The 25,940-nt window shown below is 44.7% G+C and carries 21 protein-coding genes; 19 read left to right on the forward strand and 2 right to left on the reverse strand.

Translation table 11 applies throughout. From position 1 onward, the window contains the following. The first annotated feature begins 1 nt into the window (after position 1). The 16 genes from G3569_RS13735 (at position 2) to G3569_RS13810 (ending at position 20,425) form a co-directional block, all read left to right on the forward strand. A complete protein-coding gene (locus G3569_RS13735) occupies positions 2 to 436 on the forward strand; it encodes a hypothetical protein (protein ID WP_165270137.1) in 435 nt (144 codons plus the stop codon). Then, a complete protein-coding gene (locus G3569_RS13740) occupies positions 437 to 2,599 on the forward strand; it encodes a peptidoglycan D,D-transpeptidase FtsI family protein (protein ID WP_165270139.1) in 2,163 nt (720 codons plus the stop codon). Beyond that, the gene (locus G3569_RS13745) at positions 2,596 to 4,077 is read left to right on the forward strand and encodes a UDP-N-acetylmuramoyl-L-alanyl-D-glutamate--2,6-diaminopimelate ligase (RefSeq protein WP_165270141.1); all 1,482 of its coding nucleotides are present in this window, start codon (positions 2,596 to 2,598) and stop codon (positions 4,075 to 4,077) included. Before G3569_RS13740 ends, G3569_RS13745 begins: the two co-directional genes overlap by 4 nt. Next, positions 4,077 to 5,213: a phospho-N-acetylmuramoyl-pentapeptide-transferase gene (mraY, locus tag G3569_RS13750; protein ID WP_165270143.1), complete on the forward strand. Its 1,137-nt coding sequence runs from the start codon at positions 4,077 to 4,079 to the stop codon at positions 5,211 to 5,213. The genes G3569_RS13745 and mraY overlap by 1 nt, the downstream gene beginning before the upstream one ends. Continuing rightward, positions 5,210 to 6,577 carry a UDP-N-acetylmuramoyl-L-alanine--D-glutamate ligase gene (murD, locus tag G3569_RS13755; RefSeq protein WP_165270145.1) on the forward strand — a complete coding sequence of 456 codons (1,368 nt, stop codon included), beginning with the start codon at positions 5,210 to 5,212 and terminating at the stop codon, positions 6,575 to 6,577. The genes mraY and murD overlap by 4 nt, the downstream gene beginning before the upstream one ends. Positions 6,578 to 6,643: 66 nt before the next feature. Continuing rightward, the gene (locus G3569_RS13760) at positions 6,644 to 7,834 is read left to right on the forward strand and encodes an FtsW/RodA/SpoVE family cell cycle protein (protein ID WP_165270147.1); all 1,191 of its coding nucleotides are present in this window, start codon (positions 6,644 to 6,646) and stop codon (positions 7,832 to 7,834) included. Continuing rightward, complete coding sequence (gene murG / locus G3569_RS13765) at positions 7,827 to 8,999, forward strand: undecaprenyldiphospho-muramoylpentapeptide beta-N-acetylglucosaminyltransferase (RefSeq protein WP_240894725.1); 1,173 nt, start codon at positions 7,827 to 7,829, stop codon at positions 8,997 to 8,999. Before G3569_RS13760 ends, murG begins: the two co-directional genes overlap by 8 nt. Positions 9,000 to 9,128: 129 nt before the next feature. Continuing rightward, on the forward strand, positions 9,129 to 10,529 hold the full coding sequence (murC, locus tag G3569_RS13770; protein ID WP_491523261.1) for a UDP-N-acetylmuramate--L-alanine ligase: 1,401 nt from the start codon (positions 9,129 to 9,131) through the stop codon (positions 10,527 to 10,529). Positions 10,530 to 10,667: 138 nt separating this feature from the next. Continuing rightward, complete coding sequence (locus G3569_RS13775; RefSeq protein WP_165270151.1) at positions 10,668 to 11,420, forward strand: cell division protein FtsQ/DivIB; 753 nt, start codon at positions 10,668 to 10,670, stop codon at positions 11,418 to 11,420. A 142-nt stretch (positions 11,421 to 11,562) separates the two neighbouring features. After that, positions 11,563 to 12,828: a cell division protein FtsA gene (gene ftsA / locus G3569_RS13780; protein WP_165270153.1), complete on the forward strand. Its 1,266-nt coding sequence runs from the start codon at positions 11,563 to 11,565 to the stop codon at positions 12,826 to 12,828. Positions 12,829 to 12,895: 67 nt separating this feature from the next. Then, entirely contained in the window at positions 12,896 to 14,221 is a 1,326-nt protein-coding gene (ftsZ, locus tag G3569_RS13785; protein ID WP_205720210.1) for a cell division protein FtsZ, read from the forward strand. A 224-nt stretch (positions 14,222 to 14,445) separates the two neighbouring features. Then, entirely contained in the window at positions 14,446 to 16,077 is a 1,632-nt protein-coding gene (locus G3569_RS13790) for a redoxin domain-containing protein (RefSeq protein ID WP_165270155.1), read from the forward strand. A gap of 104 nt (positions 16,078 to 16,181) precedes the next feature. Then, complete coding sequence (locus G3569_RS13795; RefSeq protein WP_165270156.1) at positions 16,182 to 18,914, forward strand: alpha/beta hydrolase family protein; 2,733 nt, start codon at positions 16,182 to 16,184, stop codon at positions 18,912 to 18,914. Between the two features lie 79 nt (positions 18,915 to 18,993). Next, on the forward strand, positions 18,994 to 19,473 hold the full coding sequence (locus G3569_RS13800) for a hypothetical protein (RefSeq protein WP_205720211.1): 480 nt from the start codon (positions 18,994 to 18,996) through the stop codon (positions 19,471 to 19,473). A 16-nt stretch (positions 19,474 to 19,489) separates the two neighbouring features. Then, positions 19,490 to 19,939 (forward strand): hypothetical protein, encoded by a 450-nt coding sequence (locus tag G3569_RS13805; RefSeq protein WP_165270160.1) that lies wholly within the window; start codon positions 19,490 to 19,492, stop codon positions 19,937 to 19,939. A gap of 30 nt (positions 19,940 to 19,969) precedes the next feature. Then, entirely contained in the window at positions 19,970 to 20,425 is a 456-nt protein-coding gene (locus tag G3569_RS13810) for a hypothetical protein (RefSeq protein WP_165270162.1), read from the forward strand. A 23-nt stretch (positions 20,426 to 20,448) separates the two neighbouring features. Here G3569_RS13810 and G3569_RS13815 read toward each other — a convergent pair whose 3' ends face one another. Both G3569_RS13815 and G3569_RS13820 read right to left on the reverse strand, forming a co-directional pair. Beyond that, positions 20,449 to 21,261, reverse strand: a complete 813-nt coding sequence (locus tag G3569_RS13815) for a sulfite exporter TauE/SafE family protein (protein ID WP_165270164.1) — start codon at positions 21,259 to 21,261, stop codon at positions 20,449 to 20,451. Further along, positions 21,258 to 22,037 carry a PhzF family phenazine biosynthesis protein gene (locus G3569_RS13820; RefSeq protein ID WP_165270166.1) on the reverse strand — a complete coding sequence of 260 codons (780 nt, stop codon included), beginning with the start codon at positions 22,035 to 22,037 and terminating at the stop codon, positions 21,258 to 21,260. The genes G3569_RS13815 and G3569_RS13820 overlap by 4 nt, the downstream gene beginning before the upstream one ends. A gap of 324 nt (positions 22,038 to 22,361) precedes the next feature. On the opposite strand from G3569_RS13820, the gene G3569_RS13825 reads away from it, so the two are divergent. The 3 genes from G3569_RS13825 to G3569_RS13835 are packed head-to-tail and all read left to right on the forward strand — an operon-like array spanning position 22,362 to position 25,595. Next, positions 22,362 to 22,664: a hypothetical protein gene (locus G3569_RS13825; RefSeq protein WP_165270168.1), complete on the forward strand. Its 303-nt coding sequence runs from the start codon at positions 22,362 to 22,364 to the stop codon at positions 22,662 to 22,664. Further along, positions 22,661 to 23,137: a DUF2335 domain-containing protein gene (locus G3569_RS13830; protein ID WP_165270170.1), complete on the forward strand. Its 477-nt coding sequence runs from the start codon at positions 22,661 to 22,663 to the stop codon at positions 23,135 to 23,137. The genes G3569_RS13825 and G3569_RS13830 overlap by 4 nt, the downstream gene beginning before the upstream one ends. A 58-nt stretch (positions 23,138 to 23,195) precedes the next feature. Further along, positions 23,196 to 25,595, forward strand: a complete 2,400-nt coding sequence (locus G3569_RS13835) for an endonuclease MutS2 (RefSeq protein WP_165270173.1) — start codon at positions 23,196 to 23,198, stop codon at positions 25,593 to 25,595. The last annotated feature ends 345 nt before the right edge of the window (positions 25,596 to 25,940 follow it).

The following is a 25,940-nucleotide window of genomic DNA, read 5'->3' on the forward strand; positions in this document are numbered from 1 at the left end:
CATGCTTATAAAATCTCCACTCAAAAAAGAAAAGGTAAAACAAAATAAACGTCGTTCTTCTTCGAAAGATAAGAAACGAAGTACCATCAAAGGGGCAGCCCGTTCAAAGGGAAATCACTATGGCAGACGAAAACAACCTGGCAACCAAGACAGTGGATTTTCGTTCCCCAAGCTAAAGCCGTGGAAAGTTATCGTCGGCGCTCTTGCAATTGGCGCACTTGGCATCCTGTACCTGAACCATGTGTTCGCTACACAACAGTTGTTACAAGAAGTACAGCAACTGGAACGCGAGTACAATCAGGTTAAACGGATGCATGAAGACTATCGGCTTACCTACGATCGGATGATCGGGCCGGCCGATATTTATGAAAATGCAAAAGATGCAGGATTCATCAATGGCGGACCTGCAGAAAAAGTAATTGAGGTGGAAAAGTAAATGCGAAAAGAACGTTCTGCCATATTAAACAGGATGTTTATCGTCTTTGGGCTGGTACTTTTGGTACCTTGTGCCATTGGTGTACAACTTTTTCGCGTAAACTTTATAGAAGGTCCCGAACTTCGCCAACTCTGGAGCGAACAAGCCATTGACTACATCCCCATTCCGGCCCAAAGAGGAAACATCTATAGTACGGATGGCAGCTTGCTGGCAACAAATTCTGTAGCCTATAAAATTGCGATCGACCCTAAAATAGGCGGACTTGAACAATCTCAAATTTCACAAGTTTGTGATACCCTGGCAAAATACACCTCGCAATCTTCCTACCAATACTCACAGAAGATTCGCAGCGCATCGCCCCGTTCCCGCTATATAGTACTGGGCAAGAATGTAGGGCCTGAGGCACACCAAGCGTTACAGCAGATGAATATTCGCGGTGTCATTCTGGAAGAAAATTATAAGAGACGGTATAATTTCGGATCTCTTGCCGCTCATACTCTCGGCTTTGTCAACCATAACACCCAAGGTATCACGGGACTTGAGAAAAAGTACGACAACCGACTCAGTGGTGAAGATGGTGTACAGCAAGTTCGGCGAGAACGAAATGGACGTATTTCTTCATATGTAGGAGCACCGACCAAAAAACCACAACAAGGGCAATCGCTCCACTCCACCATTAATGCCCATATTCAAGCAATTGTTGAAGAAGAACTTAAAGCCGGGATAGACCGAACGAGATCATCCTACGGTTCTGCTATTGTTATGGATCCCAATACAGGAGCTATTAAAGCGATGGCTAATTATCCCACATTCAACCCCAATAATCCTGCTTCCCTTAACAGCACGAACCGCAGGAACTTTGCGATCTCGGATATGATCGAACCCGGCTCTACTTTTAAATTGGTTACTGCTATAGCCGCTGTTGAGCAGCAAAAAGTGCAATTTTCCGAATCTTTTGAAACTCCTGAAGACGGGAAAACAAAAATTCACGGTCAGTGGATGCGTGATCACGAACCCCTGGGAACACTTACCTTCCCCGAGGTCATCCAGAAGTCATCTAACGTGGCTACGGCAGAAATCGCCATGCGGCTTTCCAAGGATACGTTCTACCAGTATGCCCGCAACCTGGGTTTTGGCACCCCTACAAATATCGATCTGCCGAACGAAGAAACCGGTCGGCTGCCCAAACCGTACGAATGGAGCGAAGTGTCACTTCCATGGATGTCTATTGGGTATGAGCTCCAGGTAACGCCCTTGCAACTGGCCCAAGCTTATGCAGCATTTGCTAATACAGGCCAAATGATGCGGCCATACCTTGTTGATAAAATCACTGACAAACAAGGCAATATCACCTGGGAACATGAAGATGTAGAAGTGCGCCAAATCGCCGAGCGTGAGACATTGGAGCAGCTGTACCCGGTATTCCGCAGTGTTGTTACAGACTCGGGCACAGCAAAATATGCCCAGATCCAAGGACTTCCTATTGCCGGAAAAACGGGTACCGCCCAAAAACTTATTGACGGGCAATACCGCAGTGAATATCGATCTTCTTTTGTGGGATTTTTTCCGGCTCAAAACCCAAAATATGTATGCCTTGTAGTTCTCGATAACCCCGACACTTACCCCCCTTACGGTGGTGTTACAGCGGGACCGATCTTCCGTGAATCGGCGAAACGTATTGCAGGACTTGATAACGAAATTGAAAAACAGATTATCGAAAGCGAATCAACAAGCAAAACCTGGGCCCATGCTCCTGACTTATCAGGCCTCACAAAGAAGGAAGCCCAATCACTGCTTGCAAAACAGGAATTAGAATATAAGACCGACGGAGATGGCAACTGGATCAGCGGACAACAACCCGAAGCTGGTGCAAAACTATCTCCAAAAGATAAAATCACGCTTGAACTTTCAAACACCGTCGCCGTTGCCGATACCTCCGAGCTTCCTGACGGCTACTCCATCATACCCGATGTGGGTGGCATGAGCATGCGTAAAGCAACAGTAGTAATTCACGCCCGAGGATTCGAAACCAAGATGATTGGTTCTGGAACAGTTTATAGCCAGTTCCCACGGCCCGGCGATATGATGAAACAAGGCCGGACTATTACGGTTCGCGGTAAAGCAAAAGCAATGGAAACCCTGACTAGCAAAACCACAAAGTGACTTACGAAAAACTCATATCCCTTTGTAAGCCAATTGACGTCTCCGGACCGGAGCCGACTGCCATTGGTGCGCTTACCCAGGATTCTCGTGCAGTGGAAGAAGGAGATGTTTTTATTGCCGTTCGTGGGTTCAATGTTGACGGCCATATCTTTATTGAAGATGCAGTAGAAAATGGGGCCTCGGTAATCATTTGTGAAGAGTCATACTATACCGATAAAGAGGTTTGTGTACTGGAGGTAGAAGATACCCGATTACTTGTCGGAAAACTAGCCCAGGCATTTGAAGGGAATCCCGCGGATCGACTTACCATCATCGGCATTACCGGAACAAACGGTAAAACGACTGTAGCGACCCTGGTATTTCAGGTACTGCAACAGCTGGGAGAGCAGCCATCCCTGCTTGGCACTGTAGCAAAACGCATTGGCAACGAAGAACTCAGGAGCTTGCTTACTACTTCAGATCCTATTGAGCTGGCCGCTGATATGGCCAAAATGGTAGAAACAAATTCTACGCACCTGGTAATGGAGGTCTCGTCTCATGCACTTGACCAAGAACGCGTGGCAGGAGTTAACTTTGATATAGCTGTATTTACCAATTTAAGCCACGATCATCTTGACTATCACGACGACCTTAAATCCTATGCGGCATCAAAGAAGAAATTATTCGACAATCTCGATGACGATGCGCATGCTATTATTAACGGGGATGACGACCAGGCTGCCTTTATTACAATGGATTGTTCGGCAAAGGTTATTGATTTCAGCTTTAATAAGGCCCTTGATGTTGAATGTCAGATCTTGTCAAATAGCATTGAAGGGGTCGTCACCCGTATAGGCGACCAAGTTATTGAAAGTCCACTGATTGGTGCCTTTAACGCCTATAATATTGCAGAGGCATTTTTAATCTGTAGAGCGCTGGGATATGAAAAAGAAGCTATAGCTAACGCCCTGGAAACAGCATCAGGTGCTGCAGGTCGCCTGGAACGGGTCCAAGAATCCGCGAATGGAAATAACCCCGTTGTATTAGTGGACTACGCTCACACCCCTGATGCACTTGAAAATGTAGTACAAACACTGGCAGAACTCAAACAAGAAAACCAGCTATTGCACACCATCTTTGGATGTGGCGGTGACAGAGATAAAACGAAGCGCCCCAAAATGGCTAAAATCGCCGAACGCTATAGCGATAAAGTGACGGTGACATCCGATAATCCCAGAAGCGAAGATCCCGATGAAATTATTGACGAGATCATGGTCGGTTTTGAGGAAACCGATAGTGCCGAACGTATAACCGACCGCAGAGAAGCAATTGAGAAAGCTGTTAAAGATGGTGACCATCACACCATGATTTTAATTGCCGGCAAAGGCCACGAAACATACCAGGAAGTGCAAGGCCAACGCCACGATTTTGACGACCGGGCTATTGCTAGTAAAGCCCTGGCAAGCAGGAACTCCAATCAAAATATTGGAGGTTCTTGATGCTATACGAACTTTTACACTGGCTGGAAATCAACTATCAACCGCCCGGCTTTGGCGCATTTGAATTTATCACAACGCGAGCTGCCGTTGCTGCCGCTATGGCCCTGTTCATCAGCGTGATGATAGGTCGCCGTATTATCCAGTGGCTTGAAAAAATGCAGCTGCGCGAAGTTATTCGCGAAGATATTGGTCTCGACAATCACTTGGGCAAAGCACATACCCCTACCATGGGTGGAATTATCATACTATTGGCTGTGCTCATCCCTGCCCTGTTTTGGATGAAGATGGACAGCGTATATACATGGATGATTATCCTTGTCACTTTCGTGCTGGGCGTTGTCGGTTTTGTAGATGACTATATCAAAGTTGTTAAAAAGGATAAAAGCGGCCTTAGCGGAAAGTTTAAGGTAGCCGGCCAAGTAACCGTAGGGCTTTTATTGGGATTAACCCTCTACTTTTGGCCCGACTTCCAGAGTTTCAATACGCTGTCAACAGTACCCTTTTTAAAGAGCGTGAACATTGACTATGCCTTTTTAGGAGAAGCACTCGGGTGGGTTATCTACATCCCAATGGTGATTTTTGTAATAACAGCAGTTAGCAATGCAACCAATTTAACGGATGGTCTCGACGGACTGGCGGCAGGAACATCAGCTATAGCAGGTCTGATACTAGGTATTTTTGCATACGTTTCCGGGCGTACCGACTTTTCGGATTTTTTGAACATTATCTATCTGCCCGGGTCGGGAGAGCTGACCATCTTTTGCGCCTCATTGGTAGGAGCCTGCATGGGCTTTTTATGGTACAACACGCACCCCGCTTCTGTTTTTATGGGAGATACCGGATCCCTGGCGCTCGGCGGATCCTTTGGTGCTCTTGCGCTTATGCTGCACAAAGAATTATTACTGCCGATTATCTGCGGAATTTTCTTCGTGGAAACGGTATCAGTCATTATTCAAACAACGTATTTCAAATACACGAAGAAAAAGTATGGTGAAGGCAAACGTGTATTCCTGATGACCCCTATTCACCATCATTTTGAGAAAAAAGGACTGCCGGAATCCAAAATCGTTGTTCGTTTCTGGATTATTGCGGTACTCCTCGGCATTCTAAGCCTCTTAACCCTGAAACTGCGATGATAGAAGTACAAAACAAACATATCGTTGTTGTAGGAGCTGCCCGCAGTGGGCTGGCTGTCGCTTCGTTGCTGAAGCGCAAAGGGGCTCGTGTATTTGTAACGGACCATAGTGCTATTGCTGAGAATGTGAAAGAAAATTTAGAACAGGAGCAAATTCCTTTTGAAGAAAACGGACATACCGAAAAAGCACGCGGTGCCGACCTCCTGGCAATAAGTCCCGGTGTGCCTACAGAGGCACCATTAGTACAAGAGTATATCAACGCCGGCAAAAAGGTGTTTTCAGAGATTGAAATTGCCAGTTGGTTCAACAAAGGTCCTATTGTGGCCGTCACCGGCAGTAACGGTAAAACGACCGTCACCAATTGGTTAGACCATACATGGGAAAAGGCAAACCGAGAACATATTACCGCCGGAAACATCGGACATGCGTTTTCTGATGCTGTAGCACAAACTACAGAGAATACGGATGCTCTTTTGGAAGTAAGCAGCTTCCAGCTTGATCATATTGATACTTTTAAACCCCATGTGAGCTTGTTGCTTAACGTAACGGCCGATCACCTGGATCGATATAAAGAGAATTTTTCTAACTATGCAGCATCAAAATTTAGAATTACTGAAAACCAAACAACCAACGATTGGTTCATCTATAATTATGATGATCCAACGATTACTGATTATGTAAACGAACTCCAAAAAAAAGCCGATGCCCCAAGGTTATTGGCTTTTTCGAACCGGCAAAAACCGGACGAAAGCGATGGGGCCTTTGTTCGCGATCAAAACATCATTCTCAAAATTAACCAAGAAGAAGAGGTACTGATGCCAATCAGCGATGTACAACTTTCCGGAAAGCACAATTTAAAAAACGGCCTGGCAACAGCCCTGGCTGCTCGTGCTTCTGAAATTAATAATGATGTGATACGTGAAAGCTTACGCACTTTTGAAGGTGTTGAACACCGGCTGGAACTGGTACGTGAAGCAAACGAGGTCAAGTACATTAACGACAGTAAAGCAACAAACATCAACGCTGTATGGTATGCTCTCGACAGCTTTAATGTGCCGCTCACGCTCATTCTCGGCGGGCGCGACAAGGGTAACGATTATTCAGAACTGGTTGACCAGATCCGGAAAAAAGTGCATACCATCATCGCTATCGGCGAGGCAAAACCCCTTATCGAAGAGCAACTAAAAACAGTGGTTCCTCATTTTAAAACCGCCAAGAACATGAACGAAGCCGTGCGGCAGGCCAAAAAAGGAGCAAAACGAGGTGAAGCTGTACTACTGAGCCCCGCCTGCTCATCATTCGATATGTACGACAATTATAAACACAGAGGTAACGAATTTAAGAAAGCAGTAAACAGACTTTAAATAATTAACAGTAAACGGTGACCAGTGATCAATTTTCACTGGTGATTGTAAACTGATCACAAAAAAATGCTATATACAACGCCAAATAAAAATATATCATCCATCATGGGCACCAGCCCGGATGACATCGATACCCCCAAGCAGGGTAGCGATCGCGTGCTTCTTATATCGGTGATATTCCTGATGATTATCGGGGTACTGGCGGTGTATTCTTCTATTGCCTACTTCGCTGAAACTAAACACACGACTGCAGGCAGCCTGGTCATAGGCCATGCCGTAAAGCTGGGTATTGCCTTTTTGGCCATGCTTATTGCATCCAAAGTAGATTATCACTTGTTAGCCAAATTCAGTCGACTGGGCATGGTGGTCAGCTGGATACTGCTTATTGCCGTGGTGGTTTTCGGCAACGAGGTATTTGGAGCAAAACGCTCATTGAACATCGGTGGGTTTTCATTCCAGCCGGCTCCTTTTGCTTCGCTGGCCCTGCTGATTCATATCTCTGTATTATTGGAAGAAAAACAGGATTATATCAAAGATTTTAAGCGGGCCTTTCTACCTATCATGTTTTGGGTAGTTATTACTTGCGGGCTTATCGGCATTGAAGATTTCAGTAGCGCCGCACTACTTATGGGACTTTCCCTGCTTGTAATGTTTATCGGTCGAATAAGCACGCTTCAGCTGGGCTCCTTAATGCTTATCGCCGTAATGGGTGCCGGGCTGCTCATTTGGCAATCACCGGAACGCCAGAGCCGAGTTGACCAGTATGTCAATCAAATTACAGATATCAACAGCGACGAATTTAATATAGAAGAAGGATACCAGGCCCAGCAGGCCCATATCGCCATTGCACAGGGTGAAATTTTTGGAGTCGGTATTGGAAAAAGTACCCAGCGTAACTTCCTCCCGGCTCCATATAATGATTTCATTTTTGCCATTATCGCCGAAGAATATGGGCTGGTCGGTTCTGTTTCTCTGATCACCCTCTTTAGCGTAATTCTGTTCCGGGGTATTGCCAAAATTGCCAAAAATGCACCCGATACACTCGGCATGCTCATGGCTGTGGGTTGTACGCTCACAATCGTCTTATATGGATTTGTTAATGCAGGCGTAGCCAGCGGATTATTGCCGGTAACCGGGCTTCCCATGCCCTTTGTGAGTTACGGGGGGACAAGCATTCTTTTTGCAGGATTAATGATTGGCATCCTTATGAATATTTCGAAACACAGTAACAATAAGAAAGCAGTTTTTTATGCATAGCGCTGCAACAAAGGACATATCATCACAAGGCGGACCAGCCTCTGCTGCTATGAGCGAAGTGAAAGTGCTCATAGCAGCCGGAGGTACTGGCGGCCATGTGTACCCGGCCATCGCTATTGCCGATGCGCTGCGGGAGAGCTATGATGATATCGATATCCTTTTTGTAGGCACCAAAGATCATATGGAGTGGAAAACCGTCCCCAAGGCCGGTTACGACATTACCAGTATCTGGATTAGCGGCTTCCACCGTCGATTGACGCCTAAAAATTTGCTATTCCCGTTTAAACTGGCGACAAGCTTGGTGCAAAGTCTTGGTATACTCGGCAAATTCAAACCCGATGTTGTTATCTCTTGCGGGGGATACGCAGCCGGTCCCATTGGGTGGGTCGCTGCCAAAAAAGGAGTTCCCCTGATTGTGCAAGAGCAAAACAGCTATCCGGGAGTTACTAACCGTATATTGGGCAAAAGTGCTGAACATATTTTTACGGCCTTTAAAGATGCAGACCACTATTTCCCCATTGAAAAAACGGAAGTAGCCGGAAATCCCACACGGAAATCCCTTACCGATGTTGATAGCCGGCAGGCTTATAAAAGCTTTGGCTTTAGTGAAGATAAAAAGACCCTGCTGGTGTTGGGCGGCAGTGGAGGAGCAAAAAGCATCAATGAAGCGATGCTACAGAATATTGAGAAGCTTCACGATAATATGGAATTACAAATTATCTGGCAGTGCGGTAAGCGATATTACGACCAGTTACGTCGAGATATTGACCCCCAGACATATGAGCATCTGCTACTCAAAGATTTTATACATGATATGCCATCAGCTTACGAAGTAGCAGATATCGTTGTTAGCCGTGCCGGTGCACTTTCATGTGCAGAATTAGCACTTACGGGCAACGCAAGCATACTTGTGCCCTCGCCCAACGTGGCGGGTAATCATCAAACAAAAAATGCACAATCGATGGTTGAAGAAGGTGCTGCTGAAATGGCTGCAGACGAAGAGCTTAAAGAAACACTGCCGGCCCTCGTTAAAAAAGTTATCAGCAGTGACGATAAACTGGAACAAATGAAAAGGGCAGCTAAAGAATTAGCGCGACCGGAAGCTGCAAAAACCATTGCAAATAAGATATTAGCACTGGTAAAACAGAAGAAATCAGAAATATAAACGACAATGTCATGCTGAACTTGTTTCAGCATCTATAGATTAGATGTTGAAGATCCTGAAATAAATTCAGGATGACATAATACGTAAAACTGAAGTAGTTAAATGAGTAAACAAATACAAACACAACCCATATTCGGGCGAACCCGCCATATTCATATGGTAGGTATCGGCGGAATCGGCATGAGTGGCATGGCCGAAATTCTGCTGCAAAAAGGATATAACGTATCCGGCTCGGATGCCAGTATGGGCGAGACCATTGAGCGGCTGCAAGAACTTGGAGCAGATATCGCCATTGGTCATGACGAAGAAAATATTGAAGGTTGCGATGTCGTCGTCTACACCAGCGCTGTAGAAGCGGAAGAAAATATTGAGACCAAGGCCGCCTTAGACCAAGGTATTCCCGTTATTAAACGCGCCGAAATGCTGGCAGAACTCATGCGCATGAAGTACGGTGTTGGAGTTGCCGGTACGCACGGTAAAACCACAACCACTACGATGATCGGCCATGTTATTCAGGATGGTAGTTTTGATCCTACAATTATGGTTGGCGGCAAAGTGCACAGTTTTTCCGAAACCAACGCTGTTGTGGGCAAAGGAGATATTATCGTCGTAGAAGCCGATGAATTTGATCGCACCTTCTTACGCCTTACTCCTTCGCTGGGTGTCATTACCAATATCGAGGCCGAGCACCTGGATATCTATGATAACCTTGAAGATGTGAAGGAAGCTTTTATTGAGTTTGCCAACAAGGTACCCTTTTACGGCGCCGTGGCCCTCTGCCTGGATGATCCCAATGTACGGAGCATCATCCCGGATTTAGAAAGACGGACTATTACGTATGGGTTAACACCACAAGCCGAAATTCGAGCAATCGATATAGAGATCGATCACTTCACCAGCACCTTCACCGTTATCGATGAAGGTAAAAAACTGGGTGAAATCGTCCTTCAAGCACCCGGCGAACACAATGTGAAAAATGCACTGGCGGCAGTAGCCGTAGGACTTGAACTAGATATTGATTTCGAAAAGATAAAATCCGGCCTGGAACGGTTCCAGGGGGTATTCCGACGCTTCCAGCTTAAAGCTGAAAAGGATGATGTAATCGTTATTGACGACTATGCACACCATCCCACAGAAGTACAGGCAACCCTTAGCGCTGCTCGTGAAGGATGGAAAGATCGCCGTATTGTGGCTGTATTCCAGCCGCACCTGTACTCGCGTACACAAGATTTATATGAAGAATTCGGGCTTTCATTTTTTGATGCGGAGGTTTCTGTCATTACGGATGTCTATCCCTCGCGTGAAGATCCCATCAAAGGAGTAAACGGGAAGCTTATTGCCGATTCAGCAAGAGAATACGGCCATCGCAAAGTACATTACGTGGAAGATAAGACCGAACTACCCAAACGACTCAAAGAAATTGTTGAACCCGGTGATGTTATCATCACTATGGGCGCCGGTGATATTTATAAATACGGCGAAGAGTTTGTAGAAGCATTAGATGCGGGAATTTCAACTTTGAAATCATGAATCACGGAATCACTGACTCAATAGAACTAATAAACACTTAAAAATGTCATGCTGAACTTGTTTCAGCATCTCGACTTTAAGCTGACGGTCCCGAACTCGAATACTTTCGAAACGGGATGACATAAAATGAAGTAATTAATGACAAAAGACGAAACACATAACGATACAAAAAGTAGCAAAAATCCACTGCCGTGGATCGCTGGTGCTGTGCTTATTCTGGGTATGGCAATCGTGGGAGGACTCTACTGGAGTGCCAACATGACCGTAGAGCAGGTTCGTTTTGAAGGTAATTATTTTGTTTCCTCTGATGAGCTCGAAAAGGTTGAAGTACCCACGGGTATTAATCCCGACAGCCTCGACTATGCAGATATACGCCGCCAATTTGAACAACTGCCCTATGTTCGCAGGGCTGACATTAGTGTTGAACCAAACGGTGAACTGCTGGTAGATATTACCGAGAGAAAACCTATTGCCTTACTGGCTGAGGGGACTACCAAAGTATATGTAGACCATGAAGGAATACGACTTCCCAAGGTGCTGGGCAAAACCGTTGACGTGCCCATTCTTTACGGATTTAGTGCTACTCCCCTGGGAGATACACTCAACAGCAAAGCTTTTGAATATGCATCAAACTTTTTGAAAACGGTACACAATAAGAACGTCAGCAATGCCACCATAAGTGAAGTTGCATGGACCAAGAAGGAAGGCATTGTAGCGTTGACCAATCAAAATGGCGTAAAACTGATTTTTGGCAAAGGTGATTATGCGAACCGCCTGCGAAACTGGGAAGCATTTTATGGTAAAGTCATCAAACAGAAAGGAATTAAGGCAATGCGTTCGGTTGATCTGCGCTTTCAGGGGCAGATCGTAACGCGCGAAAAAGAAACATAAACAGGAATAGAAAAATAGCATCCTGTCCGTCGGACGGCGGATCAGGATCTCAAAGAATCTTGCTGAATAGATATTGATCCGCCAGCTGGCGGACAGCATGACATGATGAAAATCAATCATATAACAGTACGTGGATAGTATTATGGAAGAACAAGAAGATCGAATTGTCGTCGGATTGGATATTGGCACAACCAAAGTATGTGCTATTGTTGCATCCATCGATCCCCAGGACCGGATCCATATCCTGGGCGTTGGTAAAGCCCCGAGTGATGGGCTAAATCGCGGTGTGGTTGTCAATATTGACAAGACCGTTAATGCCATACAGACTGCCGTAGAGCAGGCACAGCTTGCCTCCGGTATCGAGGTAAATTCGGTAAATGTCGGCATTGCCGGGGATCACATCCGCAGCATGCGCAGCAAAGGCGTTATCACCATCAATAACCGTGATAATGAAATTACGGTAGATGATGTGGAGCGTCTGCTCGAAGATTGTCAGCAGATTATGCTGCCTACCGACCAGCAGATTATCCACGTGATTCCCCAAGAGTTTGTCGTTGACGGACAAGACGGTATCAGCGATCCTGTGGGAATGAGCGGAATGCGAATGGAAGCCGAAGTACATATTATCACCGGTCTCGTATCAGCAGCAAAGAATATTTATCGCTGTGTAGAACGTGCCGGTTACCAGGTTGCCGACATCATTCTTGAGCCCCTGGCCTCTTCCTATTCCGTACTCGATGATGAAGAAAAAGAAGCAGGCGTTGTGCTTGTGGATATCGGTGGCGGTACCACTGATGTAGCGATCTTTCAGGATAACACCATTCGTCATACAGCAGTTATCGCCATTGCCGGCAAAAAAGTGACTGATGATATCCGTGTAGGACTAAGCGTACTTGACGACCAGGCCGAAAAGCTGAAGCGTGAACACGGCGAAGCGTATGTGGATATGATCCAGGAGGATGAAGCAATTACCGTACCCGGTATTGCCGGACGTCCGCCCAAAGAAATTACAAAGAGCATTTTAGCAAAAATCATCCAGGCACGTATGGAAGAGATCCTGGAGATTGTGGCTATCGAAGTTAAACGCAGTGGATATGCCGATAACCTGAGTGCCGGTGTGGTGCTTAGTGGCGGTGGCTCACTGATAAAGAACGTATGTCCCCTTGCCAACGAAGTACTCGGCATGGATGCCAAAATCGGCAAGCCGCTCGGACTCAGCGGCGGACTTATTGAAGAAGTTAATAATCCAATTTATGCAACCGGCGTGGGCTTAGTGATGCACGCCATTGAGACGGGCAGCGGTCCTGCAAACCAAGCTATCGTGCCCTCATCAACCCAAGGTTCCAGTGTCGAGAAGGTGATGAATCGCATCGCTGATCGTATGAAAAGCTGGTTCAAGGAATTATAGCAACAAACACTAGCAATCAAATAGCAACATAAACAGCATACAGCAATCAAAATAAGGAGTAACTATTATGTCTAACCTCAACTCTCGTTTTAGTTTTGACATCGACGGTCAAGACAATGCGAAAATTAAAGTCGTGGGTGTTGGAGGCGGCGGCGGTAATGCCGTTAACAACATGATCCACAAAGGCTTGACCAGTGTAGAGTATATCGCACTCAATACTGATGCCCAGGCCTTGAAGAATAGCATGGCAGATATCACGATCCAAGTGGGGGCAAACCTCACCAATGGACTCGGTGCCGGTGCTCGACCCGAAATTGGTCGAGAAGCGGTAGAAGAAAATCGACACGAAATTGAAGAAGCAATAGAGGGCGCCGACATGGTGTTTGTCACCGCCGGTATGGGGGGCGGCACCGGAACCGGGGGCGCTCCTGTGGTCTCGGGTATTGCCAAACGAAAAGGTATTTTGACGGTCGGTATCGTCACTACCCCTTTCGATTGTGAAGGGCCCAAGCGGATGAAATATGCCCTTGAAGGCATTACTGAACTCAAGAAAAACAGTGACACCGTCATAGTAATCCCCAACGAACAGTTGATGGAGATTGCCAATGAAGACACCACCCTTCTTGAGGCATTCGACCAGGCTAACCAAGTACTGTATAATGCCACACGTGGTATTTCAGACCTGATCTTAATGCCCGGACTTATCAACCTTGACTTCGCTGATGTGCGCACTACCATGCTTGATGGAGGTGCTGCCATTATGGGATCAGCAAGTTCTACCGGCGAAGACCGCGCCGAAATTGCAGCTCGCGAGGCTATCAACTCGCCACTGCTTGACGGTGTAAGTATCCGCGGAGCACGCAATGTGCTGGTCAATATTTCCTCGGGTGCCAACCTGGGAATGCGAGAAACCACCACTGCAACCAGCATTATCCAGCAAGAGGCCGGAGAAGATGCCGAAATTATTCTTGGTACTGTACTCGACGAAAGCTTTGAGGATGAATTGCGTGTAACGGTCATTGCCACTGGATTTGATCTGGCCGAAAGCAATAACGAAGCCCGGGTTGCTCCGAACTCGAAACCTGATAAAAAGCAGAAATCAAATGACATGGAAATGCCGTCAGCCAAAGATATGACCGGTCAAACCAAGCATTCTGCAACCAATGATCCATTTTATAAGGGGGAGAAAAACCTCAAGCATATGGATCAACCTGCATTCCATCGTCGTGGCCTGAAGAATGTACGCTCTTTAGATAACGATGATGAAAACGACCAGAACCAGGAAATGCAGGACGAGCAGAAACAGGGCGATGAACTGCTCAACAATCGCAGGGAACGAATCGACAAGTCCGATTCTGACCAACCGGCGTTTCTGCGAAAAATTATGGATTAACGCAGTACAGTGAACGCGATGTTCATTGCTGTATGTATGTTGATATGCTGATATTTTATCAGTGATATCTCTCCCGCGTTTATGCGGATTTGATTGCTATAATACAGAAGGAGTCTCCTGACCGGGGACTCCTTTTTTTTATTAGATTATTTTATGGACTTGTATTTACGTTTCTGAATATATACTATCCTTATAGTAATTATTTGATAACAAACATCTTCATCATGAGACTATCAATTTTCTTCGCTTTGCTTACCATTTTACTCCCTATTTCCCTCTTGGGGCAAAACATTAGCCCGGATAGTGTAAAGATTACCTTTAAAGTCAGTGTACCCGAATCTACCCCCGAAAATGCAACTATCTATTGGGCAGGATCACTAAACAATTGGGATCCGGGGGACCAGGGATTTGGATTTAGTTCCAAAGAATTCGCCCAACCCCTAACATCCCCAAATGGGCACTGGGTAGTTACCCTCACCGCCCCAAAAGGAAGTACGCACTCTTATAAATATACCCGGGGATCTATCTATAACGCCGAAGAAAAATCCGGATTCAATTTCCGACCTGCCAGAAAAGTGGAGTTTGATCATGACAAAACAGTCCACGACACAGTAGAAGCCTGGCGTGATAAGCCTCCAAAATCACTGTCTGATTCCTGGCCAATCATCCAACTCGACACCGCTAACCCCACCATTACTTACAATGGAACAGTCATGAACGGTAGCTCTACTCTTCTCTATGATAAACAAATGGGTAGCAAATTTGTCGAATATACCGACGAAAGCACATCGGTTAAAAAAGTGCCGGAGTCATTCACAAAAACCGTACACTACTATCAAAAAGTGTCAGCTACTACTGATGATCTCCAACTTATAACTGCAGCAAAAACCAATACCGATACTCTATGGCATGTCTATGTAGATACCGATGGAAATAAAATCATTGAAAAATCAGAGCATGCCTTTACTATAGCAGACAGCAATAATACCAAGTGGTCAGGTCCTGTACCGGTCCGAAATATTATAGACGGTGAAACAGTAATTGATTCTGTTATCTTAAAAGTAAAGCTGGCAAAGAACCTCCCGGCTAATTATCGATCCAGTGCTATTAAAGGTGCTCCAGACCTTATCTACGGTCTTCCTTTTAAAGAACGTATAGGGACATTAAACAATAATCCCTTCTATGTAATAAGCAGTACTACATCTCCTTTTAATACCTTTAATCGGCTTTTTGTTGACTATAACAATAACGACACGCTCGAGATTGGTTCCGGCTCAAATGAAGTATATGTTGCTGACTTTAATAAAATGCACAAAAAGAAAAAGTTCTATCAAATCCCCTCCTTCCAACTGGGACAGAAGTTCTGGACTATTGCTGATATAGACCCTCATGGCCGATGGATTAGATTACGCCCCGGTGATAGATCCCAAAAAAGACGAGCTTTAAAAAAGGGCGACAAAATCCCGTCTTGGAAAGGGATTACAATAAACAACAACGCCATTAGCTCAAAACAGTTGCAAGGCCAATATGTGCTTTTGGATTTCTGGGGAAGTTGGTGCGGCCCATGTATTGATGCTATTCCCAAGCTTCAAAAGGCATACAACCAGTTTAAAACCGAGAATTTTGAGATTGTTGGATTTGCGTATGAAAATGAAAAATCGCTTACCAAAACCTTAGAAAAATACAAGATGCCTTGGTTTCATATCCTTGATGAAGAGGGAGATTTTGGTTCTCAATTTTTGGTCCAGGGATACCCAACCTACTATTTAGTAGATCCCGATGGAAAAATAGTAGAGACCGAAAACACACTGCAAGGTAAAAAGCTCATTCCCACACTTGAAAAACACCTCAAATAAAGCCCAAATATTGACAAGGGAAATTAAAAGCCCGACTTTCCAATCCGGTTCAAATTTTGTACTGTTACAAGCAGTGTGTTCAATTTTTAACAAATGTGGTTACAATGCGGTTTATCAAGCTTTTTCCCCTTACAATAATTCTGTCATTATTCGTCATCTCTTCCCTTTTTGCCCAAAAGCAAAAGCTTACCCCTGATGATTATGATCAGTGGCAATCTATTGGATCAACCGAACTATCGGCCAATGGACAATGGTTTGGCTACAACATCAACCTGGTAGATGGCGATGGTTGGCTTACCATCAAAAAAGTAGGCACAGACTCTACCGGGGATCATAAATTTATGCACGGCAAAAAGCTCGACTTCTCCCAGGACAACCAATGGGCGGCATTCCAGATCGGCGTTTCTGAGAACCAAAAAGAAAAGCTCGAAAAACAGGAGAAAAAGGTTCACCTCAAGCTTGGCCTCATGAACCTGGCAACGGCTGAAGTTGATACTTTTAAGAATATTGCAAACTATACCTTCTCTGATAACGGCCGTTACCTGGCAATGAAAAAGTATCAGGCTGAGAAAATAAAAACCAAGGGCTCAGATCTCATCTTACGGGACCTTAATAAAGAAACGAACCAGCTTATAGGTAATGTTTCTGATTATTCATTTAATGATGGGGGTACCAAACTTGCCGTACTGCTTGATGCTCACTCCACACTCGGTAATGGGGCCCATCTGTATGACCTGTCATCAGGAAAAGTCACCGTACTAGATAGTGACGCTACAGCATACAAAGGCCTAGAATGGAATGAAGATGGAACAGCCCTGGCATTCTTTAAAGAAGAAAAGAATGAAGACTATAAAGAGCCGACCCACCATGTTCTGGCTTTTAAAAATATTGATGGGAAGCCCGAAAAGTATTTATTCAACCAGCAAAAACAGACCTCTTTCCCGGGCGACTTTCGGGTTGTTGACTATCGTGATCTCCGTTGGTCTGAAGATGGCAATACCCTTTTCTTTGGGATTAAGGAATGGGAGAAAAAGGAGAAAGAGGCAGAATCAGACTCCACAAATGAGAAAAAGAATGATGAACTGGATCCCTCGAATGTAGAAGTTTGGCACTGGCAAGATGACGATATCCAAGCCAAACAAGAAGTTCTGGCCGGACAAATAAAACAAGAAAATCACCTTTCGGCCTGGCACCTCGACGAAAACACTTTTGTACAAATAGGAAATGAAAAACTTGAAGAAACATTCCTGACAGGAAACCAGCAATATGCGGTGGGCTACAACCCTAAACCCTATGAACCCACCTTTGAGGAAGAGTGGAAAGATATCTACCTGGTTGATGTAACATCCGGTGATACCAAAAAAATTCTGACAAAACATGAATATGTTAGGAACTCACCGAACGGTAATTACCTGCAGTACTTTAAAGATAAAAACTGGTGGGTTTATAATATTGAAGAAGGAAAGCATACCAACCTGACCAAAAATATTGATACGCGATTTCAAGATTTTACGAATGTCAACGGACGCGAAAACCGGCGTCCCTTTGGTCGTGGAGAATGGGCCGAAGACGACAGCTGGTTTATTGTTTATGATCAATATGATGCCTACAAAGTTTGGGCTGATGGCAGTAAGACCCAAAAGCTGACTTCGGGCAGCCAAGATAAAATCCGCCATCGTCAAGTACGCTTTGATTATGAAAACGATGGTATGGCTAAAGATGAAGACCTCTATTTTTCTCTGTATGGTGATGGAACAAAAAAACGCGGGTATGCACGTCTTTCTGATGGAGATAAAGCCAAAGCTTTGTTTTATGAGGATAAGATGTACAATCGCATTTCCAAAGCAGATTCTACCAAACAGTATATCTACCAGGTACAATCGGCTACCGACTCTCCGGATTTCTTCCACGTAGATCACGACTTTGATAATCCTGTTGCCCTGACTCACACTAATCTTCAGCAAGAAGACTATTACTGGGCTGATGATGAAGTAGTCACTTTTACCAATAAAGACGGAGAACAGCTAGAAGGACGTCTTCTCTACCCTGCGAATTATGATCCGGATAAAAAATACCCGATGATCACTTATATTTATGAGGAGCGATCACAAACAACGCACCGGTATAGCATACCCACCAAAAGAAGTCCCTATAACTTCCGACGCTTTTCTTCGGAAGGCTATTTCGTTTTCCAGCCCGATATCACCTACGAACTGAGTGATCCCGGAATGTCTGCCGTTGAAAGCGTTGTACCGGCTGTTGAGAAGATGATTGATACCGGCATGATTAATAAGGACCAAGTTGGACTTACCGGCCACTCCTGGGGGGCCTACCAAACGACCTTTATTATCACACAGACCAACCTATTTAACTCTGCAGTAGCGGGAGCGCCGCTTACCAATATGATCAGCATGTACAATTCGGTGTACTGGAATTCGGGTACTCCCGACGCTAAAATATTTGAAACCAGCCAGGGACGCTTTCCTGAACCATGGTGGAAAGACTGGGATAACTTTGTTGAAAACTCCCCCATCTTTCAGATGGAGGGTGTCAGCACTCCGCTATTAGTAGAATTTGGTACTAAAGATGGTGCCGTGGACTTTAACCAAGGGGTAGAGCTATACAATACCATGCGCCGCATGCAAAATCCTTTTGTGATGCTGGTCTATGAAGGAGAGAATCACGGGTTGGCCCGCGAAGAAAACCAGATCGACTATGCTAACCGTGCCTTCCAATGGCACGAGCATTATCTCTTGGGCAAAGAAGCTCCTGAATGGATTACCGATGGTTTGCCCTACCTGGAACGACCAACTATGAAAGACAACGCAGCCGAGTAGATTTTTATCCATAAATTATTATTTTAATAATAGCTCATGCTTTTAAACAGGTGTGAGCTATTTTTCAAACCCATTTCTTATGGATATGGCCACCTATAAAACAGATACCGATACCAGGAGCATGCTCTTTGCCAGAGGAATGCTGCTAATTGGTGGCATGGCTTTACTAGCCACTGAACTCCATAAGCTGTATCTTGGAGAAGGCCCAAGCCTTGCTGGAATTGGTGTAGGTATTGCATGCCTGTTTAACGGCCTTATATTTGATCACTTTTGGAAAGGAGATACTATCACCATCGGGCAAGAAGGTATTCGTTACACAGCACCGGAAACCGCTTTTGACGATGCAAAAGAAAAGTTTTCTTCTTGGAAATATATTACCGAAGTAACACTCAATAATTTTAGTATAGAAGTAGTGGAGGAAGTATTAAATGAACATTCCGCTACAACAACCTACCGCCTCCCCTTTTATACCAAAAAACAGTTTGATTCCATCAAAGAGAAATTACGTCAGCTCAGCGACCAAAAGGGAGCACGCTTTAAAATCAAGAGCTGGTGGTAAAAACTCATCTGTATCAATGGATGACTTTACAATCACTTATAGGGACAACCAATCTTTAACTTGGCTTCGTTATCTTGTAATCAGCTTGGGAGTCCTCCACCTTTCTACTGTTGGAATACATTACTGGCAATATGATATAGATTGGACTTCATACATCTATTTATTTACGGGGGCGATAGAAATATTTATCGGTCTTTTCCGATTTGAACAATATTTCTTTCCCTATCCGGAACTAACCTTTTCAGATAAAGAGATCATCATAGAAGAAGGAAAGGAAAAGGAAAAACTCCCTTGGGACATAATTAAGGAGATCACCATAGACAGCACTTCCATTATTGTAGTACTTGCAGATGATCAAAAAGAAATAAATATTCAATATCTTAACTACGGGGATATCCAAAACGCAAAACAAGAGATTAAACAACGCGCTGAAAAGAACGGTATCGCCTATAACTCAGTTTTTTAATACCTCGAACTAAACTATACATCATAAGCTATGGCTGAGCTAACGCTTAAATCTGATAAAGCTAATTTTTATAGCAATATATTCCGTGTTGTGCTGGGTATTTGGGGAATACTCATGTTTTATGATGGAATTACGGAGATGCTGCCGCATTGGAACGTTACAGCACTGGGCGTGCTCAACAGTGCTGTAGGTTTGGGAATCATCATTGCAGCTATTACCAAAACCTCTATTGAATCCGATATAGAAATCAACATTACGGATGAGACGTTGCGTACCACCGAAGATGCTATGACACGCACTGCCTATTGGCATAAGCTGGACAAGCTCACCCTTACAAAGTTTGGTCTTCGTATTACCTATGAGAGTGGAACCAAGGAGCGATTTCGTCTGCCCTATCTAACTGCCGACGAGTTTAAAAATTTAAAGACTACCTTGACAGAACAAAGCGAATCATACGATTTTGATATTGAGGAAAAAGCGTGGTAGAAAATTTTCTAGGCTGACACCCCCTAGAAAACTTCAGCGATTAGTTTTATGGCCATGCCCACGGCCAATGCAGAGAATGCATATTGCAGGTAACGCCGATCTATTTTTAGGTTGAACAGCGCCCCGGCGAAACCACCGAACATACCACCGGCTGCCAACGGCAGAGCAGCTCCAAAATCTACGTAGCCCCAGTGAAAGGCGGTCAGGGTATCGATACCATTGCCTGCAAAACCAAGCTGCACCCAACCCGACAGTGAGATCATTACAATGGCGAGCGATGAGATACTTACCGCACGAACAAACTGCTTTTTGTAGAGCAGGTTAAGGAGGGGCACCATTACGCCCCCACCACCGATACCGGCTAAGGCTGCCACAAATCCCCCAAAACCCCCGGTAATAAAAGACTGGGAAATAGTTACCGTATTATTATGGGTCTCGATACTATCGGACTTCTTGGTACCTCTTCGGTAAAACATGTAGGCTACATAAAACAGCAACAGGCTAAAGAAAATCACAAATTCTTGTTTGCTGTAGTATGGAGAGGTGATAATTAACTTTCCCAGGTACACCCCGGCCGCCCCCATAAGTCCCACTTTGAGTCCATCTTTCCAGAAAATATTCTTCTGCTGGTACTGCCGTACGGAGCTGCCCGCTGCGGCAATAAAGGTGCAAAACAGGGAACTGCCTATCGTTAGTACGACGGGATCTTGAATACCGGCATCGCTAAAAACTACAAATAGGATGGGGGTGAACAGTACGCCTCCGCCCAGGCCAAAAAGTCCGGCAACAATTCCGGCGATAATACCTAAAACCAATAGTACGGCAATCTCTATCATAACTGTATCTCACCCTGCATATAGGTGCACGCTTCTCCGGCCAGCTGCACCCGATCCCCCATCTGTTGGCAATACACCGTGCCTCCTCGTTGTGATACCTGCCGGGCTATCAATTCGTTCTTCTCCAGCCGCTTGCTCCAATATGGGGTGAGCATGGTATGGGCAGAACCGGTTACGGGATCTTCGTCGACCCCGGCGTTTGGGGCAAAGAAACGGGATACGAAATCAACTTCTTCACCCGAGGCCGTCACAATAATACCGCGCACATCTGCTTTGGCAAGCAATCGAATATCGGGATTGAGGTTATGGACCTGTTGTTCATTTTCCACCACATACAGGTAATCGGTGTCGCGGTAGAGTTCTTGGCACGGCACGCCCACTGCTTCTTCTAGAAAATCGGGCACATCAGCTTCTTCAAGCTTAGCAGCCGGAAAGTTCATAACCAACCTGTCCTGCTCTTTCTGAACTACGAGCTCTCCACTGCGGCAATCAAAATGTATCTCCTTTTGGGGATAGTTGAAATGCTCGAAAATAACGTGAGATGTTGCCAGTGTGGCATGTCCACAGAGATCTACTTCGGTTGTAGGGGTGAACCATCGCAGGTGAAAACCGTTCTCATTCTCTACGAAAAAGGCGGTCTCGGAAAGGTTATTCTCCATCGCAATTTGCTGCATTTGTGCATCAGACAGCCACTCTTCCAGTGGACAAACGGCTGCGGGATTACCTTCGAAAAGTTTTGTTGCAAAAGCATCTACCTGGTAGATATCCAATCGCATGGGTATTCTGTTTTTTTGATTTAGTGGTTCCCCTTCAATTAACAATTATTTTCCTCTTTTCAAATTCATCATTTCCGTTGAAAGAAGCTTATATTTAGGGCAATGAGTAACAATGTCTGCAAAATTTTGAAATTTCTTTATATGCTGGGTCCCCTTAGTGCTATTTTAGTTTTATATTATTGATAATATCATCGTCTGGAGAGCTAATTCAAGGGTTAGGCGTTTAAGACTTAGTTTATTATCTTCTCAATTAAGGTAGAATGTTTTAGCTAATTGTTGCGTTAATACTACCTAAGTTATAAAATGAAGGATTATTACAATAAAATGGAAGACATAAAAAAATCAGAAGAGAAAAGGTTACGTAATGCTTTTCTCAAGGGTATGTCTGAAGTTTTAGTTTTGGGTAAAAAACCTAAGACTAGAAAATTTTATAATTATTTAGATGCTTTGAATCATGACATAAGATACTTACGTGAAGATTTTATTGAGGCATTTATTCAATTGATAAAAGAATTACCGCCAGAGAAGAAGCTTGAGCTAAAAAATAAGATATTAGAACTTGAGGTGGATGAAGATTGGGGCAATATTACTTTTGAATTTGAAGACCGTAAAAAAGTTAGGGAATGAGCGAAGAAGAAAGTAAACAAAAAGACAATGACAATTCGGTTGAAAAACGTGAAGAAAGTGATACTGTAGATCCTGATTCGGTTGGAGAATTGGCGGATGCTTTAGATATAGAAGATCCTGAAGAGAGAAAGCAGTTAATTGCTAAATTTAGTCAAATTACATCAAGTCCTGTACCCCCACCTAAAGTTCTAAAAGGTTATGAAAAAGTTGTTGATGGTGGAGCAAAATGGCTAATGGAGTATACAAAGGCTGAGCAATTACATCGACACAAAATGGATAGAAAGGAATTAAGCTATTATTCAGCTGGTCAGATATTCGGTTTTATCTTGGGACTAATAGGCATTGGTGGCGGATTATACCTAGCATTAACCGGTGCCACGTGGTTCGGTTTCGCAGCATTTTTCACCTCCCTCGTTTCTTTAGTCGGTTTATTTGTCTACAACAAAAGGGAAGAGTCTAAGAAGGACAGCTAATCTAAAATACCTAACCTGTTCCTTTTTTGATACAGGACAGCCTGAAGTTTATTTGTATATGCACCTATTTCCAGAACATCTGAGCGAGAAAATTGGCTTTAATTCAGTCCGGTCGGCTACACAAGACAAAGCCCGATCAGAGATGGCTAAAACGAAGCTTGCTACGATGCAGCCCTTTTCTGACCGGCAGGTCATTGAACGCCGGCTGGAACAGACCGCCGAAATGATGGACCTGCTGCTAAATGATTCGGCCTTTCCGCTCAATAACTTGCATGATGTGCAACAATTTCTGGATAAGGCGCGCCCGCAGAATAGCATCATCCCGCTTCAGGCTTTTGTTAAGATACTGGAACTCAGCATCACGGCCCGCCGCATCAAAACCTATATTGAGCAGCGCGAAGAACACTACCCGGCCCTGAAAGAAGTTTCTATTCAACTGATCCCCTTGAAAGAGCTGGAAGAAACCTTGCAAGGGATACTCACGGAAAACGGAGAACTCCGTGATGATGCCAGTCCCAAACTGCGATCTATTCGGAAAAGAATTAATAGACGGAAGAATGATCTTCGCACTACCATCAACCGGGTCATGGGACGTCTTTCAAAAAAGGGTATGGCTTCTGATGAGGGACCTACTATTCGCAACGGACGTATGGTAGTGCCGGTACAGGTGGAGTATAAGCGTAAAGTCAAAGGTTTTGTACATGATGTATCATCATCGGGACAAACGGTGTACCTGGAACCGGTAGAAGCACTGAATATTAATAATGAAATACGTCAGCTTGAGTCAGAAGAGAAACAGGAGATTGAGCGCATCCTGCGCGAACTAACGGGAGAAATCCGTAGCCGAAGCGATAAAATTCGGCAAAATATGAATTGCCTTACCACCTTTGATATTATTCGGGCGAAGGCGGAACTCAGTATAGATCTCGATGGCTTTACCCCTGTCATCTCCGAGAGCTCTCACTTGTACATTAAAGAGGCTTATAATCCGCTGTTATTGCTCAAGAATCGCGGCCTTCCGGAAAGCAAGCAAGAAAAAGTCGTACCCTTGGATATGGAGCTTGAAGAGGAAGAGCGATGCCTGGTTATTACGGGTCCCAATGCCGGGGGTAAATCGGTGGCACTAAAAACGCTGGGACTTTGCTCCATGATGATACAGGCTGGCTTTGCCATTCCCGCTCGCGACAGCTCCGAGATTCCTATTTTTAGCAGTATCTTTGTGGATATGGGCGATGATCAGTCTATAGAAAATGACTTGAGTACCTTTTCCTCGCGACTGGAGTGGATGAAACATACCCTGGAAAATGCGGATAAACACAGCTTGGTTCTTATTGATGAAGCGGCTGCCGGTACCGATCCCGAAGAAGGGGGAGCGCTCTTTCAGGCGTTCATCGAGATACTGATGGAACGGAATGCCAAAATATTGGTCACCACTCACCACGGATCACTCAAAGTTTTTGCCCATGACCATGAGTATGCTGTCAATGGGTCAATGAAGTTTGACCAAGATACCTTATCGCCCACTTATAGATTTAAGAAAGGCGTACCGGGTAGCAGTTACGCTTTTGAGATTGCGGAACGCATGCAATTGCAGGAACAACTTCTAAATAATGCACGCACACTACTCGGAGAAGCTAAGGGCGATATGGAAACGCTGATCACAGAATTGGAGACCAAGAGCCAGGAAGCCGAAGAGCTCAAAAAGAAATATGATAAACTAAAGGCTCATACGGAGAAGGAACGAAATCGCTACAAAGAGAAGCGATCGGCCATTGAAAAGGAAAAGGAGAAAATCCGTGAAAAAGCCCTTAACGAGGCCAAGCAGATTATGGACTCGGCCAACAAGAAGATCGAAGAGGCTGTTGAACGCATTGTTACAAAAGGAGAAAAGGACGATGAAACTATACAAAAAGCACGTGAAGAGGTAGAAGAACATCGTCAGCAAGTACAAACGGAGCTCCAGGAACTGGAAGAGGAACAGGAAGAGCGCTACCAAGATGCAAAGGAGCAACCGGAGGTCGGGGACCTTGTGAGGCTCAAAGATGCCAATACTACCGGCGAACTCAAGAAGATTAACGGCAACAAAGCGGTAATATCGGCAGGCGGACTGCGCGTCAAAACGAAATACAAAAAGCTCATCAAGGTTGAAGATGCTTCAAAACAGAAGAAAGAACAGAAGGTGAAGGTCAACTTTGAGGAGGGAAGTCGTTATAAAATGGTGAAACCCCAATTAAGTATTCGCGGCATGCGCGGTCGCGAAGCGATGAAGGAGGTAGAACACTATATCGATAATGCCCTGGCAGCGGGACGCAATGAGGTGCATATTGTGCATGGTAAAGGCGAGGGAATTCTTAAGAACCTTGTGCATGAGTACCTGAACAAACGAAAAGAAGTATCAAGCTATGAGATTGCCCCTATCCAAAAGGGAGGCGCAGGCTGTACCGTTGTTCACTTTTAATTTGGGACTTCAGTGATCAGTTATTTGTTAAAGGTTATTAGGTAACTACGTAATTGCTTTTGGTAATTAAGTAATAAAAGCTGAAAATAACAGGGCTGGAATTTTTAATTCTTAACGATTCACGCATTTTCGAATCCCCCCCCTCTCATCATATTGATTACAGGCTGTCTACAGATAGCTGGACGAAAACACAAAGGCATTAAATACCCGCCGGGAGTACAACTCCCTTGGAGCTAGTAATATTTTAATATGACAACCAGCTTCGAAAACCTTGCTACTTTTTTGTTGGTGATATAATCAGCCACCAACAACTACAGCTCTGAGGGAGTTGTACTCCCGTTTCTT

The organism is Fodinibius halophilus, from assembly GCF_011059105.1.
GTDB lineage: Bacteria > Bacteroidota > Rhodothermia > Balneolales > Balneolaceae > Fodinibius > Fodinibius halophilus.

Coding starts and splice junctions, on each gene's coding strand:
- G3569_RS13735 (WP_165270137.1), top strand. CDS start 2: ATGCTTATAAAATCTCCACTCAAAAAAGAAAAGGTAAAACAAAATAAA.
- G3569_RS13740 (WP_165270139.1), top strand. CDS start 437: ATGCGAAAAGAACGTTCTGCCATATTAAACAGGATGTTTATCGTCTTT.
- mraY (WP_165270143.1), top strand. CDS start 4,077: ATGCTATACGAACTTTTACACTGGCTGGAAATCAACTATCAACCGCCC.
- murD (WP_165270145.1), top strand. CDS start 5,210: ATGATAGAAGTACAAAACAAACATATCGTTGTTGTAGGAGCTGCCCGC.
- G3569_RS13760 (WP_165270147.1), top strand. CDS start 6,644: ATGCTATATACAACGCCAAATAAAAATATATCATCCATCATGGGCACC.
- murG (WP_240894725.1), top strand. CDS start 7,827: ATGCATAGCGCTGCAACAAAGGACATATCATCACAAGGCGGACCAGCC.
- G3569_RS13775 (WP_165270151.1), top strand. CDS start 10,668: ATGACAAAAGACGAAACACATAACGATACAAAAAGTAGCAAAAATCCA.
- ftsA (WP_165270153.1), top strand. CDS start 11,563: ATGGAAGAACAAGAAGATCGAATTGTCGTCGGATTGGATATTGGCACA.
- ftsZ (WP_205720210.1), top strand. CDS start 12,896: ATGTCTAACCTCAACTCTCGTTTTAGTTTTGACATCGACGGTCAAGAC.
- G3569_RS13790 (WP_165270155.1), top strand. CDS start 14,446: ATGAGACTATCAATTTTCTTCGCTTTGCTTACCATTTTACTCCCTATT.
- G3569_RS13795 (WP_165270156.1), top strand. CDS start 16,182: ATGCGGTTTATCAAGCTTTTTCCCCTTACAATAATTCTGTCATTATTC.
- G3569_RS13800 (WP_205720211.1), top strand. CDS start 18,994: ATGGATATGGCCACCTATAAAACAGATACCGATACCAGGAGCATGCTC.
- G3569_RS13805 (WP_165270160.1), top strand. CDS start 19,490: ATGGATGACTTTACAATCACTTATAGGGACAACCAATCTTTAACTTGG.
- G3569_RS13810 (WP_165270162.1), top strand. CDS start 19,970: ATGGCTGAGCTAACGCTTAAATCTGATAAAGCTAATTTTTATAGCAAT.
- G3569_RS13815 (WP_165270164.1), bottom strand. CDS start 21,261: ATGATAGAGATTGCCGTACTATTGGTTTTAGGTATTATCGCCGGAATT.
- G3569_RS13820 (WP_165270166.1), bottom strand. CDS start 22,037: ATGCGATTGGATATCTACCAGGTAGATGCTTTTGCAACAAAACTTTTC.
- G3569_RS13825 (WP_165270168.1), top strand. CDS start 22,362: ATGGAAGACATAAAAAAATCAGAAGAGAAAAGGTTACGTAATGCTTTT.
- G3569_RS13830 (WP_165270170.1), top strand. CDS start 22,661: ATGAGCGAAGAAGAAAGTAAACAAAAAGACAATGACAATTCGGTTGAA.
- G3569_RS13835 (WP_165270173.1), top strand. CDS start 23,196: ATGCACCTATTTCCAGAACATCTGAGCGAGAAAATTGGCTTTAATTCA.